The following is a 12,837-nucleotide window of genomic DNA, read 5'->3' as shown; positions in this document are numbered from 1 at the left end:
CGCGTCGCTCTGGCGTAGGCTGTCATGGTTGCCGTCGGCGCCAACTGCGCCGACCCCCGGTTACATCCCCTCACCCCTGGGAGTACAGCTTTGCCTGGAGAGAACCTCACCCGAATCGAAGCGCAGGAGCGCCGCGACGTCGTCGACACGCACTCCTATGAGGTCGCCCTCGATCTGACCAAGGGCGCGGAGGTCTTCGGCTCCCGGAGCGTCGTGCGCTTCTCCGCGTCCCCCGACAGCTTCACCTTCATCGACCTCATCGCCCGCGACGTGCGCGAGATCTCGCTCAACGGAGAGCAGCTCGACCCGCGCGAGGTCTTCGCCGACTCCCGGATCGCACTCGCCGGGCTGCAGGAGGAGAACGTCCTCGTCGTCGACGCCGACTGCCTGTACACCAACACCGGCGAGGGCCTGCACCGCTTCGTCGACCCGGTGGACGGCGAGGTGTACCTCTACTCGCAGTTCGAGGTGCCCGACTCCCGTCGCGTGTTCGCCGTCTTCGAGCAGCCCGACCTCAAGGCCACCTTCCAGTTCACGGTGACCGCCCCCGCGGAGTGGAAGGTCGTCTCCAACTCCCCCACCCCGGAGCCCATCGTCCACGACGACGGGGTCTCGGCCACCTGGGGCTTCGAGCCCACGCCCCGGATCTCCTCCTACATCACGGCCCTCGTCGCCGGACCGTACGAGGCCACCTTCTCGGAGCTCACCAGCGCCTCGGGCCGCGTGATCCCGCTCGGCGTCTACGGACGCAAGAGCCTCTGGCAGCACCTGGACGCCGACTACATCTTCGACAAGACCCGTGAGGGCTTCGCCTACTTCGAGTCGAAGTTCGGCGTGCCGTACCCGTTCGCCAAGTACGACCAGCTCTTCGTGCCCGAGTTCAACGCCGGCGCGATGGAGAACGCGGGAGCGGTGACGTTCACCGAGACGTATGTCTTCCGCAGCAAGGTGACCGACGCCGTCAAGGAGCGTCGCGTCGTGACGATCCTGCACGAGCTCGCCCACATGTGGTTCGGCGATCTCGTCACCATGAAGTGGTGGAACGACCTCTGGCTCAACGAGTCGTTCGCGGAGTGGGCGTCCACCATCGCAACGGCCGAGGCGACCGAGTGGACCGAGGCCTGGACCACCTTCAACGCGATGGAGAAGACCTGGGCCTACCGCCAGGACCAGCTCCCCTCCACGCACCCGATCGTCGCCGAGATCAACGACCTCGAGGACGTGCAGGTCAACTTCGACGGCATCACCTACGCCAAGGGCGGCTCGGTCCTCAAGCAGCTCGCCGCGTGGGTCGGCGTCGAGGCGTTCTTCGCCGGTGTCTCGCAGTACTTCCAGAAGCACTCCTGGGGCAACACCGAGCTCAGCGACCTCCTGACGGAGCTGGAGGCCACGAGCGGCCGCGATCTCGGCACCTGGTCGAAGAAGTGGCTGGAGACGGCCGGTGTGAACACCCTCGAGCCCGTCGTGGCCGAGGACGACAACGGCAGGATCTCGCGCTTCGCCATCACCCAGACGGCTCCGGCCGACTACCCGACCATCCGTCCGCACCGTCTCGGCATCGGCTTCTACTCGCTGCAGGACGGCGCGCTCACGCGCACCCATCACATCGAGGTCGACGTGGACGGCGACCGCACCGAGGTCCCCGAGCTCCAGGGCCTCGACCGTCCCGACCTCATCCTCCTCAACGACGACGACCTCGCGTACGCGAAGATCCGTCTCGACGAGAAGTCGCTCGCGACCGCGATCGCCCACCTCGCCGACATCCACGATCCCCTCGCCCGCTCGCTCGTCTGGGGAGCAGCCTGGGACCAGACCCGCGACGCGGAGACGGCGGCGTCCGACTACATCGACCTCGTTCTCGGCAACATCGGCCGGGAGACCGAGTCCACCACGGTCCGCACCACCCTCGCCCAGCTGCGCACGGCCGCGACCCTGTACGTCGCCCCGGCGGAGCGCGAAGCGGCACGGCTGAAGGTGGCGGATGGCCTCTGGGCACTCGCCGAGTCGGCGGAGGCCGGCAGCGACAGCCAGCTCCAGTTCGTCACCGCCTTCGCGAACAACCTGGTGACGCCGGAGCACGCCGGCATCGTCGGGCGTCTGCGCTCGGGTGAGGAGACTCTCCCCGGGCTCGACGTGGACGCCGACCTGAGCTGGCAGCTGCTCGTCGGCCTCGCGACGATCGGTGCGACCGACGCCGGGGCCATCGACGCCGCGCTCGCCGCCGACAACACCGCGAAGGGTGCGGAGTTCGCCGCGCAGGCGCGCGCCGCTCTTCCGGACGCGGCCGCGAAGCAGGAGGCCTGGGATGCGCTGATCGCGCGCGACGACGCCCCGAACACCATTGTCCGCTCGGCGGCGCTCGGCTTCGTCCACCCGGCGGGTGCGGAGGTGCTGGGCGCCTTCGTGCCGCAGTACTTCGACATGCTCCTGCCGGTGTGGGAGTCGCGGACCTACCAGATCGCGCAGTACCTGATCGTCGGGCTCTTTCCCACCGCTCTCGCCGACGTCGCGCTGCGCGACGCGACGCGGGGCTGGCTCTCCGAGCACCAGGACGCGCCGCCCGCTCTGCGCCGTCTCGTGCTGGAGAACCTCGCGGACGTGGAGCGCGCCCTCGCCGCGCAGTCCCGCGACGCCGAGGACTGACCCTCCACCGCCGACACCGACACGGGCCTCTGCCGCCGCTCTTCCAGCCGGCGCAGAGGCCCTCTCGGTACCATCGAGACGATGCTGATTTCCGCTGAGACGACCCCCACGCCGACGCCGACCGAGCTCCCCCCTTGGGTGGAGGACATGCTCACGCTGCTGACCACGGTCGGCGGCAAGCTCCTGCAGATCGCCCTGATCATCGGCGCCTGCGTCCTCATCGCGCTCGTACTGCGCCGGGTGATCAGGCGGGTCGTGCACCGCATCGTCGACACCGCCAAGAACAAGGCCGCCGTCGACGACACCCAGGCACTCGAACGCTCCCCGCTGGCCGACATGCGACTGGTCCAGCGCACACGCACACTCGGCACCATCCTGCAGAACATCGTCAACGTGATGCTCGTGATCATCGCGATCATCCTCATCGTCAACGCGATCGACAATGCTCTCCTCGGATCGCTCACCCTTCTCACGGCGGCGGTCGGTGCCGGCCTCGGTTTCGGTGCCCAGAACATCGTCAAAGACGTGCTGAACGGCATCTTCCTCGTCGCCGAGGACCAGATCGGCATCGGCGACGTCGTCGACCTCGGGCTGGCGAGCGGCGTCGTCGAGTACGTCAGTGTGCGCGTGACCCAGGTGCGGGACGTGAACGGGACCCTCTGGTACGTGCGCAACGGCGAAGTGACCCGGATCGGGAACATGTCGCAGGGCTGGGCGCGCGCGATCGTCGACATCGGTGTGGCACCCGATTCCGACCTCGAACAGGTCGAGCACATCCTGCTGGAGACGGCGCAGGGCCTGGCGAAGGACCCGAAGTGGCGCACCCGCATCGTGGAGAAGCCGGAGCTGTGGGGCCTGGAGTCGGTGGACGGCGACGCCCTCGTGGTGCGCGCCGTCATCAAGACCAGAGCGAACGCGCGAGACGACGTGGCGCAGGAGCTCCGACGTCGCCTTCGAGCCGCTCTGCTGGAGAAGGAGATCGACGTGCCACGTCTCGCGGACGTCGTGCCCACCGGATTGGAGGGTGCGCGCCGCGTCCGGGGCGCCAACCCGCCGAAGACGCGCCCCAACGCCGTCACCGGGGTGCCCGTCATCCCGGATCGCGGCATCTGGCGGCGCAAGAAGAACACCGGCGGCGACGGGAGTGCAGACAAGTGACGTTCTACGACGAGGTCGGTGGGCGCGAGACGTTCGCGAAGATCGTCTCGGTGTTCTATCGCGAGGTGGCCCTCGACCCCGTGCTCAAGCCGATGTACCCGGAGGAGGACCTCGGTCCGGCCGAGGAGCGCCTGCTCCTGTTCCTCGAGCAGTACTGGGGCGGCCCGAGCACCTACGGCGAGACCCGCGGCCATCCCCGCCTGCGGATGCGTCACATGCTCTTCCGGGTCGACCCCGACGCCCGCGATCGTTGGCTTCGTCATATGCGCACCGCCGTGGACGAGGCGCAGTTGTCCCCGTTGCACGAAACCACTCTCTGGGACTACCTGGAGCGCGCCGCCTATGCCATGGTGAACACATTCGAGCCGTCCGGCATCGGCACGGCACCCCAGGGGCGCACGACCCTGGAGACCCGCTCCCGTCAGGAATCAACGGAGACCCCATGACGACCACACCCCCGACCGCAGACGTCCTGGTGATCGGTTGGGGGTTGGCCGGTCTCGTCGCCGCCGCGGAAGCCCTCGAGGCCGGACGTCGGGTCGTCATCGTGGACCAGGAACCGCGGACGAACCTGGGCGGGCAGGCGTGGTGGTCCTTCGGCGGGCTGTTCCTCGTGGATTCTCCGGAACAGCGCCGCCTCGGCATCACCGACTCGCTCGAGCTCGCGACCCAGGACTGGTTCGGCACCGCCGGATTCGACCGCCCCGAGGACGAGTGGCCCCGGCGCTGGGCAGAGGCCTATCTGCAGTTCGCGGCCGGTGAGAAGCGCTCGTGGCTCCGCGCCCGCGGCGTCGGCTTCTTCCCGGTGGTCGGCTGGGCCGAGCGGGGCGGCTACGGCGCCCTCGGTCCGGGGAACTCGGTCCCTCGCTTCCACATCACCTGGGGCACCGGGCCGGGGATCGTCGCCCCGTTCGCGGCCGCCGTCGAGCAGGGAGAGCGCGAGGGACGGCTCACCGTCCTCGCCCGACACCGCGTCGAGGAACTCGTCCTCACCGGCGGGCGCGTGACCGGTGCCCGCGGGAGCGTGCTGGCGTCGGACGGTGCCGCCCGGGGCGTCCCCTCGTCCCGAGACGTGATCGGCGCGTTCGAGATCGACGCGACGGCGACGATCGTGGCCTCCGGTGGCATCGGCGGAAACCATGACCTCGTCCGCGCGGCCTGGCCCTCGCGCCTCGGCACTCCCCCGGCGCACATGCTCTCCGGCGTGCCCGCCTATGTCGACGGCTCGATGCAGAGCGTGAGCGCCGCCGCCGGCGCCCGCCTCATCAACGGCGACCGGATGTGGCACTACGTGGAAGGCATCACCAACTGGGACCCGGTGTGGCCGCAGCACGGCATCCGCATCCTGCCCGGGCCTTCGTCGCTGTGGCTCGACGCGACCGGACACCGGCTCCCCGTTCCGCTCTTCCCCGGCTTCGACACCCTCGGCACGCTCGAGCACCTGCGGCGGACGGGCCACGACCACTCCTGGTTCGTGACCTCGCGGCAGATCGTGGAGAAGGAGTTCGCGCTGTCCGGCAGCGAGCAGAACCCGGATCTCACCGGCAAGGACGTGGCCCTGCTCCTCAAGTCCCGCCTCGCGAAAGGGCCGACCGGACCCGTGCAGTCGTTCCTCGACGAGGGCGAGGACTTCATCGTCGAGAACGACCTGGAGTCCTTGCTGGAGCAGATGGCGGCCCACCCCGGGGGCGAGCTCCTGGACATCGAGGACGTGCGCCGCGAGGTGGTCGCCCGGGACCGGGAGATGGCCAACGACTTCAGCAAGGACCCGCAGATCGGCATGCTGCGCTCGATGCGGGCCTATCGCGGGGACAAGCTCATCCGCACCGCGGCCCCGCATCGGCTCCAGGACCCCGCCGCCGGGCCGCTGATCGCGGTCAAGCTGCACGTGCTCACCAGGAAGTCCCTCGGGGGGATCAACACGGATCTCGACGGTCGCGCCCTGGAAGGAAGCGGCGCGCCGATTCCGGGTCTCTTCGCCGCGGGCGAGGCCAGCGGCTTCGGCGGCGGTGGCGCGCACGGCTACCGAGCCCTGGAGGGCACGTTCCTCGGCGGGTGCCTGTTCTCCGGCCGTCAGGCCGGACGCGCAGCGGCTGCCCTCGGCTGATCCGGAGCTGCCCGCCGGTCCCGTGGTCCCGTCAGGCGCGGGTGCCGGTGGCTCGCACGCCGGTCAGCCCGGAGGCCACGGGACCGCGGGCGAGCACGTGGCCGCGGCGGAACGCGAGCCGCGTCCAACGACCGGAACGCGTCACGGGCACGTCCTCTTCGCCGGAGATGAAGCCGAGCGCGTCGGCCGCGAAAGCGACGCCGCGCGGCAGGCCGCCGAGGTCGTCGTCCGGCTCGCCCCAGATCGCCGCGCGGAGCGCACGCACCGCCTCTTCGCCGGATCCCGGTCCCGCGCCGTGCGCGACCGCGGAGATGCCCCACTGCGCGCGCTGCGCGATGACGGAGGCGGGAAGGGTCGACTCCAGCGCCCACCCCTGTCGTGGGGGCGCGACACCGGCCCACGCGGGCGAGAGAGCGGTCTCCGGCAGAGCGAGGCGCTGCGGGTCGTCCGTCGACCTCAGGGCGTCGATCACGAGGTCGCACGCGAGTTCCGGGTCGGCACGGACGATGCGCATGGCAAGGATCGTCGGCGTCTGATCGAAGAGCCCCTGAGGCGCGAGGACCGCCGTGGTGAGCGCCAGGACGCCCTGATGAGCCTGGAGACGCACACCCTCGTCGGACACCCGGGCCGCGCGGCCGGTGAACGTGAGGACATCCTTCGCCGTGTCCGGATCGGCGAGCAGGAGCTGAGGGGTCACGCGTTCTAAACTACCAACGAGCGGCGACCCCGGGCCGCGGAGGGGAACACATGAGCGCCGACGAGCACGCCATCCAGACCGTGGAGCGTCTTCTCGACGTCCTCGACCTCGACGCCACCCAGGCGCGGACCACCGAGGACATCTTCACGGGCTCGTCGCACCCGATGCCGAGCGGCCGCATCTACGGCGGACAGGTGCTCGCGCAGACCCTCGTGGCCGCGGAGCGCACGCTTCCGGAGGACCGCGCCGTCCACTCGATGCACGGCTACTTCCTCCGTCCCGGCGATGCGAGCCAGGGGATCACCATCGCCGTCGACCGGATCCACGACGGACGTTCGTTCTCCACCCGCCGCACCCAGGCGTACCAGAACGGCGTGCCGATCTTCTCGATGATCGCCTCGTTCCAGGATGCCGACCCCGGGGTGGAGCACGCCGAGCCCATGCCCGCCGGTGTGCCCGTCCCGGAAGACCTCGCCCCCGATGAGGACCGTGTGCCCGGACTCGCCGGAGGCGCGCGACGCATGCTGAGCGAGCGTGCGGCCGACATCCGCCACGTCGACTCCCCCCTCTATCTGCCGAACGATGACGAACGGGTCCCCCGGCAGGCGGTGTGGATGCGACTGCGCGCCCCGCTCCCCGACGACCAGCGGCTGCATCGTGCCGCGCTGGCCTACCTCAGCGACATGACGATCCAGGAGTCGATCCTGCGCGCTCACGGGGTCTCCTGGTCACTTCCCGGCCTGAAGGTCGCGAGCCTGGACCACGCGATGTGGTGGCACCGTCCGGCGCGCGTGGACGAGTGGCTCCTCTATGTGCAGGAGTCGCCGAGCGCCCGCGGCGGTCGCGGCCTGGCCACGGGGCGCGTGTACACCCGAGAGGGCACGCTCGTGGCGAGCGTCGCTCAGGAGATCATGATCCGGGTTCCCGAGGATCGCTGACGCTGCGCTCAGCGGTGTGCGTACTCGATGGAGGGACCGACGTACGGCTCCCACGCCTCGCGCATCTCCGCTGTCAGGCGTGTCGGCCGTCCCGTGCCCGCGTCGACGAGCACGATGATGGCCGTGGATCGCGCGTAGAGCTCACGCGGCTCGGCGGCCGGGTCGTTGTGCACCTCGTAGCAGACCTCGACGCTGGACCCGCCGAGCTTCCCGAACCACATCTGCACCTCGAGCGGGCGCCGCTGGTACGGAACCGGAGCGAGGTACTCGATCTCCTGCCGCGCGATGAGCGTCAGGATCCCCTCCTCGATCCCGGAGTCGAGGACGGCGGTGGACGGCGCCTCCTCGCCGGGTCCCGCACGCCAGAACGCGCGGACGCGCGCCTCCTCGAGCAGCTTGAGCATCGAGGTGTTGTTGACGTGGTTGAACGCATCCAGATCGCCCCAACGGAGGTGGATCGGGATGTGCAGGCGGGAACCCGGCGAGTCGGTGCTCATGGCCGCCTCAGTCGCGGGTGAGCTTGCGGTGCGTCGACCGGTGGGGCTTCGCCGCATCCGGGCCGAGACGCTCGATCTTGTTCTGCTCGTAGGCCTCGAAGTTGCCCTCGAACCAGTACCACTGGTCGGGCTTCTCGTCCGTGCCCTCGTAGGCGAGGATGTGCGTCGCGATCCGGTCGAGGAACCACCGGTCGTGGGTGATGACCACCGCACAGCCGGGGAACTCGAGCAGCGCGTTCTCCAGGGAGCTCAGCGTCTCGACGTCGAGGTCGTTGGTCGGCTCGTCGAGGAGGAGCAGGTTGCCACCCTCCTTGAGGGTGAGCGCGAGGTTCAGACGGTTGCGCTCACCACCGGAGAGCACGCCGGCCTTCTTCTGCTGGTCCGGGCCCTTGAACCCGAACTTCGAGACGTAGGCACGGGACGGGATCTCGGTCTTGCCGACCGTGATGAAGTCCAGGCCGTCGGAGACGACCTCCCACAGGGTCTTGTTCGGGTCGATCGACGACCGCGACTGGTCGACGTAGCTGATCTTGACGGTCTCGCCGATCTTGAGGTCGCCGCCGTCCAGCGGCTCCAGCCCGACGATGGTCTTGAACAGGGTCGTCTTTCCGACGCCGTTCGGGCCGATGACGCCGACGATGCCGTTCGGCGGAAGGCTGAAGCTCAGGCCGTCGATGAGCGAGCGGCCGTCGAAGCCCTTCTTGAGGTTCTTGGCCTCGATGACGACGTTGCCGAGTCGAGGACCGGCGGGGATCTGGATCTCCTCGAAGTCCAGCTTCCTGGTGCGCTCCGCCTCGGCCGCCATCTCCTCGTACCGTGCCAGACGCGCCTTCGACTTCGTCTGACGGCCCTTCGCGCTGGAGCGGACCCAGTCGAGCTCGTCCTTCAGGCGCTTGGCGAGCTTGGCATCCTTCTTGCCCTGGATGTCGAGGCGCTCGGCCTTCTTCTCCAGGTACGTCGAGTAGTTGCCCTCGTAGCCGATGAGGCGTCCGCGGTCGACCTCGGCGATCCACTCGGCCACGTGGTCGAGGAAGTACCGGTCGTGGGTGATGGCGATCACGGCGCCCTTGTACGACTGGAGGTGCTGCTCGAGCCAGAGCACGCTCTCCGCGTCGAGGTGGTTGGTGGGCTCGTCGAGGAGCAGCAGGTCGGGCTTCTGCAGCAGCAGCTTGGCCAGCGCCACACGGCGCTTCTCACCACCGGAGAGCGGAGCGATGGCCGCGTCGCCGGGCGGGGTGCGGAGGGCGTCCATCGCCTGCTCGAGCTGGGAATCGAGGTCCCAGCCGTCCGCCGCGTCGATCTCCTCCTGCAGCGTCCCCATCTCCGCGAGGAGCGCGTCGAAGTCGGCGTCCGGATCGGCCATCAGCGCGGAGATCTCGTTGAACCGGTCGACCTTGGCCTTGATGGCGATGCCGTCCTGGATGTTCTCGAGGACCGTCTTCGACTCGTCGAGCTCCGGCTCCTGCATGAGGATGCCGACGGAGTACCCCGGCGAGAGCTTGGCCTCACCGTTGGACGGGGTGTCGAGCCCGGCCATGATCTTGAGGATCGTCGACTTTCCGGCGCCGTTGGGGCCGACCATGCCGATCTTCGCGCCCGGCAGGAACGCCATCGTGACGTCGTCCAGGATGAGCTTCTCACCCACCGCCTTGCGGGCACGAACCATGGAGTAGATGTACTCAGCCACCGAAAACCGCTCCTTCTGTTGGCGTCGAAGATCGACACTCCAGCCTACCGGCCGCGAGTGGGCTTATCTGTGTACGCGAGTCACCAGTCGATCGGCCGCGTCGCGCCCACCAGGCACCGCCCGCCGGCCAGCTGGGGCATGACCGTGGTCACGACGGCACCGGTGGAGGGACCGACCTGTCCGATCAGGCACTCCTCCTCGCCCCAGCGGACCGAGAACTGGATGCTCTCCGCCGGGTTCCCGACCGTGGACTGGTCCGGCGTGAGCTGCATGGCGTCCCGATCGAATCCCGCCGCGACGAGACCGTCGACGTACGCGCGCCCCTCCCCGCGTTGCTCCGTCCCCCAGACCTGCTCCGCCACCGCCGTGAAGACGGGGAGGTTGTCCTCGGCGCTCCCGTCCGGCACCAGAGCAGGAGCGGCGGACGGCGTCGGATCAGCGGTGGCTGCCGCCGTGGGAGTCGGCGTCGCCGAGGGCTCCGGCGCGCATCCGGCGAGGACGGCGGCCGAGACACCGGCGACGAGCACGAGCGCCGCAGCGCGGGACGGGAGGACCGATCGGAGCACGAGCAGAGTCTAGGCCGCCTCGGTCTCTGCAGGCTGATCCCACGCGTCGTGCGCCTCGTCATCCACCGTCGAGAGATCAGCGCTCTCCCCCGCCTCCCCGGATGACGGCCGGGGGCTCGGCCGATACGCCGTGGTCCCCCACCGCAGATCGTGTCCGATGGTGTCCGCGTCGATGTCGACGCTCGTCCCCTGCTTGCCGTTGCTCTCCCACGGGCGCACCCGGAGTCGCCCGGAGACGATGACGCTGTCGCCCACTCGCAGCGATGCCCGCGCGTGCTCCGCCAGCCGTCGGAAGGCGGCGATCGAGAACCAGTTGGTCCCCGCATCCACCCAGGTCCCGCTCGCCGGGTCGAAGCGCCGGTGCGTGCTCGCCAGCCGGAAGTTCGTGACGGGCACTCCGGCGCTCGTCCGCCCGGGGGTGGGGTCCGTCGCGACTCTGCCCACGATGGTCACGGTGTCGATCATGTGTTCGTCCTCTCGGTGCCGGCTCGGCGGCCGGATGACCTCCAGCGTGCACCGAGCCGACGGGTGCGCGAGGGCGCGATCGCGCGTTCTGTGGAAGGTCGACAGCGGAGAGGGTCCGTGCAGAAGAGGCCCGGTCACCGCCGGATATCGACACCCGGACGAATGTCGGTGGCCGGTCGTATGTTCGAACCATGGAAGGAGAGACCATGACCGCCACCACCACCTCGACCCCCGCTCCCGGAGTCCCGCTTGCAGCCCCGCCGCTCGCGTCCCGTCGAGAGCACCTCGTCCGTGCCGCCGATCACCTGTGGCGTGTCCAGGACAGCCGCGAGCATGTCCTCGGTCACCTCCGCGCGGTGGCCGATCCCCTCGGCGTCCGCTACCGCGCGGAGCGGCTTCATCTGGCGACGGGCGGGTTCCGGCTGATCGGCGAGTTCTGGCGCGCAGACGACGCGGTCGACGCGCTGCGGCACTGCTGAGAGCCGTCGATGTGACGGGCGATCAGTGGCGCCCCCGGCAGGATTCGAACCTGCGACCAAGAGATTAGAAGGCTCCTGCTCTATCCCCTGAGCTACGGAGGCGGACGTCTCTACCGTACCGCGCCCCGCGGGTCGATGTCGGGGCCGTCGATAGGATGGCGACATGGTGACTGCTTCGGAGAACGACCGCCTCGTCTGGATCGACTGCGAGATGACGGGGCTCGATCTCGCCGTCGACGAGCTCGTCGAGATCGCGGTGGTGGTCACCGACTTCGAGCTCCGTCCGCTCGACCCCGGATTCCAGGTCGTCATCCGTCCGAGCGCGGACGCGCTCGCGAACATGAACGACTTCGTCACCGCCATGCACGAGACCTCGGGGCTCATCGACGAGATCCCGCACGGAGTCACCCTCGAGGAGGCGGAGGAGCAGACGCTGGCGTACATCCGCCGCTTCGTCCCCCTCGAGCGCCGCGCCCCTCTCGCCGGCAACACGATCGGCACCGACCGGATGTTCCTCGCGAAGTACATGCCTCAGGTCGACCAGTGGCTCCACTACCGCAACGTCGATGTCTCCAGCATCAAGGAGCTCTCCCGCCGCTGGTACCCCCGCGTGTTCTTCCAGGCTCCGGCGAAGGACGGGGGCCACCGCGCGCTGGCCGACATCCTGGAGTCGATCCGCGAGCTCCGCTACTACCGGGAGGCCGTCTTCGTGGACGAGCCGGGCCCTTCCAGCGACGACGCCAAGGAGATCGCCGCGCGCACGGTGTCGGAGTTCGCCCCGAACATGTAATAGACTCGTGGGGTTGCCTGTTTCGACGGGCGCATGGTGGGTATAGCTCAGTTGGTAGAGCGCCTGGTTGTGGTCCAGGAGGTCGCGGGTTCAAGCCCCGTTACTCACCCCAGCTCGAAGAGGCTCGGACCGGTTCGGTCCGAGCCTCTTCGCCTCTCACGCGGGCCCTAGACTGTCCTGGTGTCACTGGCGGTCTGGTTCTCTCTTCTCACCGCATCCGTGGTGATCAGCTTCACGCCGGGGGCCGGCGCGATCAACACGATGTCCAACTCCCTCACGCAGGGCTGGAAGCGCTCGATCTGGGGAATCATCGGCCAGCAGATCGCGCTCATCGTGCATGTCGTGATCGTGGCTGCCGGCGTCGGGCTCCTCGTCTCGCGCTCGGACGTCCTGTTCAACCTCATCCGATACGCCGGCGCCGCCTACCTGGTGTACCTCGGCATCCGTTTGATCCTGACCCGCCCCGCTCCGGCGCTCGATGACGCGCCGGATCCCGTGGATGCCCGGGAGAGCCACTGGTCGATGATGCGCCGAGGCTTCTGGGTCAACCTGCTGAATCCCAAGGCGATCGTCTTCTTCCTCGCGTTCATCCCGCAGTTCATACGGCTGGACCAGCCTCCGCTCCCCCAGTACCTGGCCCTCGTCGCGACCGTCGTGGTGGTCGACGTGCTCGTCATGTGGGGATTCTTCGCCACGGCCGCACGCCCCTTCCGGCGCCTGACCCGCTCTCCGCACGGCCAGCGGATCCTCAACACCGTGTTCGGAAGCCTCTTCATCGGCGTCGCGGCGCTGCTCGTCCTCCTGCACTGA

The 12,837-nt window shown here is 69.2% G+C and carries 13 protein-coding genes and 2 tRNA genes; 9 read left to right on the top strand and 6 right to left on the bottom strand.

The features are described from left to right. Window positions 1-90: 90 nt before the first annotated feature. The 4 genes from pepN (at window position 91) to ACFU8V_RS10255 (ending at window position 5,908) form a co-directional block, all read left to right on the top strand. A complete protein-coding gene (gene pepN / locus ACFU8V_RS10270; RefSeq protein WP_378870849.1) occupies window positions 91-2,643 on the top strand; it encodes an aminopeptidase N in 2,553 nt (850 codons plus the stop codon). An 81-nt stretch (window positions 2,644-2,724) separates the two neighbouring features. Continuing rightward, complete coding sequence (locus ACFU8V_RS10265) at window positions 2,725-3,801, top strand: mechanosensitive ion channel family protein (protein ID WP_025103397.1); 1,077 nt, start codon at window positions 2,725-2,727, stop codon at window positions 3,799-3,801. Then, window positions 3,798-4,247 carry a globin gene (locus ACFU8V_RS10260; protein ID WP_378870845.1) on the top strand — a complete coding sequence of 150 codons (450 nt, stop codon included), beginning with the start codon at window positions 3,798-3,800 and terminating at the stop codon, window positions 4,245-4,247. The genes ACFU8V_RS10265 and ACFU8V_RS10260 overlap by 4 nt, the downstream gene beginning before the upstream one ends. Next, window positions 4,244-5,908: an FAD-binding dehydrogenase gene (locus ACFU8V_RS10255; RefSeq protein WP_378870842.1), complete on the top strand. Its 1,665-nt coding sequence runs from the start codon at window positions 4,244-4,246 to the stop codon at window positions 5,906-5,908. The genes ACFU8V_RS10260 and ACFU8V_RS10255 overlap by 4 nt, the downstream gene beginning before the upstream one ends. Window positions 5,909-5,939: 31 nt before the next feature. Here the strand turns inward: ACFU8V_RS10255 and ACFU8V_RS10250 are convergent, their stop codons facing one another. Then, entirely contained in the window at window positions 5,940-6,605 is a 666-nt protein-coding gene (locus ACFU8V_RS10250; RefSeq protein WP_378870839.1) for a hypothetical protein, read from the bottom strand. A gap of 50 nt (window positions 6,606-6,655) precedes the next feature. On the opposite strand from ACFU8V_RS10250, the gene ACFU8V_RS10245 reads away from it, so the two are divergent. After that, complete coding sequence (locus ACFU8V_RS10245; RefSeq protein ID WP_025103393.1) at window positions 6,656-7,543, top strand: acyl-CoA thioesterase II; 888 nt, start codon at window positions 6,656-6,658, stop codon at window positions 7,541-7,543. A gap of 8 nt (window positions 7,544-7,551) precedes the next feature. Here the strand turns inward: ACFU8V_RS10245 and ACFU8V_RS10240 are convergent, their stop codons facing one another. From ACFU8V_RS10240 to ACFU8V_RS10225, 4 genes are all read right to left on the bottom strand, one after another. Continuing rightward, entirely contained in the window at window positions 7,552-8,040 is a 489-nt protein-coding gene (locus ACFU8V_RS10240; protein ID WP_025103392.1) for a thioesterase family protein, read from the bottom strand. A gap of 7 nt (window positions 8,041-8,047) precedes the next feature. Then, window positions 8,048-9,727 (bottom strand): energy-dependent translational throttle protein EttA, encoded by a 1,680-nt coding sequence (gene ettA / locus ACFU8V_RS10235; protein ID WP_025103391.1) that lies wholly within the window; start codon window positions 9,725-9,727, stop codon window positions 8,048-8,050. 80 nt (window positions 9,728-9,807) lie between these two features. Next, on the bottom strand, window positions 9,808-10,293 hold the full coding sequence (locus tag ACFU8V_RS10230; protein WP_249521913.1) for a DUF6993 domain-containing protein: 486 nt from the start codon (window positions 10,291-10,293) through the stop codon (window positions 9,808-9,810). A gap of 9 nt (window positions 10,294-10,302) precedes the next feature. Next, entirely contained in the window at window positions 10,303-10,758 is a 456-nt protein-coding gene (locus ACFU8V_RS10225) for a single-stranded DNA-binding protein (protein WP_378870833.1), read from the bottom strand. 206 nt (window positions 10,759-10,964) lie between these two features. Between ACFU8V_RS10225 and ACFU8V_RS10220 the strand changes: the two genes are divergently transcribed. Beyond that, window positions 10,965-11,237 (top strand): hypothetical protein, encoded by a 273-nt coding sequence (locus tag ACFU8V_RS10220; protein ID WP_025103388.1) that lies wholly within the window; start codon window positions 10,965-10,967, stop codon window positions 11,235-11,237. A 26-nt stretch (window positions 11,238-11,263) separates the two neighbouring features. Here the strand turns inward: ACFU8V_RS10220 and ACFU8V_RS10215 are convergent. Further along, window positions 11,264-11,339, bottom strand: a tRNA-Arg gene (locus tag ACFU8V_RS10215). Between the two features lie 61 nt (window positions 11,340-11,400). Here ACFU8V_RS10215 and orn point away from each other — a divergent pair. From orn to ACFU8V_RS10200, 3 genes are all read left to right on the top strand, one after another. Further along, window positions 11,401-12,027: an oligoribonuclease gene (gene orn, locus ACFU8V_RS10210; RefSeq protein WP_025103387.1), complete on the top strand. Its 627-nt coding sequence runs from the start codon at window positions 11,401-11,403 to the stop codon at window positions 12,025-12,027. A 36-nt stretch (window positions 12,028-12,063) separates the two neighbouring features. Next, a tRNA-His gene (locus tag ACFU8V_RS10205) sits at window positions 12,064-12,139 on the top strand. Between the two features lie 68 nt (window positions 12,140-12,207). Then, window positions 12,208-12,837, top strand: a complete 630-nt coding sequence (locus ACFU8V_RS10200; RefSeq protein ID WP_085607447.1) for a LysE family transporter — start codon at window positions 12,208-12,210, stop codon at window positions 12,835-12,837.

Origin of the sequence: Microbacterium sp. NPDC057658, assembly GCF_042799975.1 — a bacterium.
Taxonomy (GTDB): Bacteria; Actinomycetota; Actinomycetes; order Actinomycetales; family Microbacteriaceae; genus Microbacterium.
Note: the sequence above shows the minus strand (reverse complement) of the source record. Positions and strands in the feature narration are given on the sequence as shown.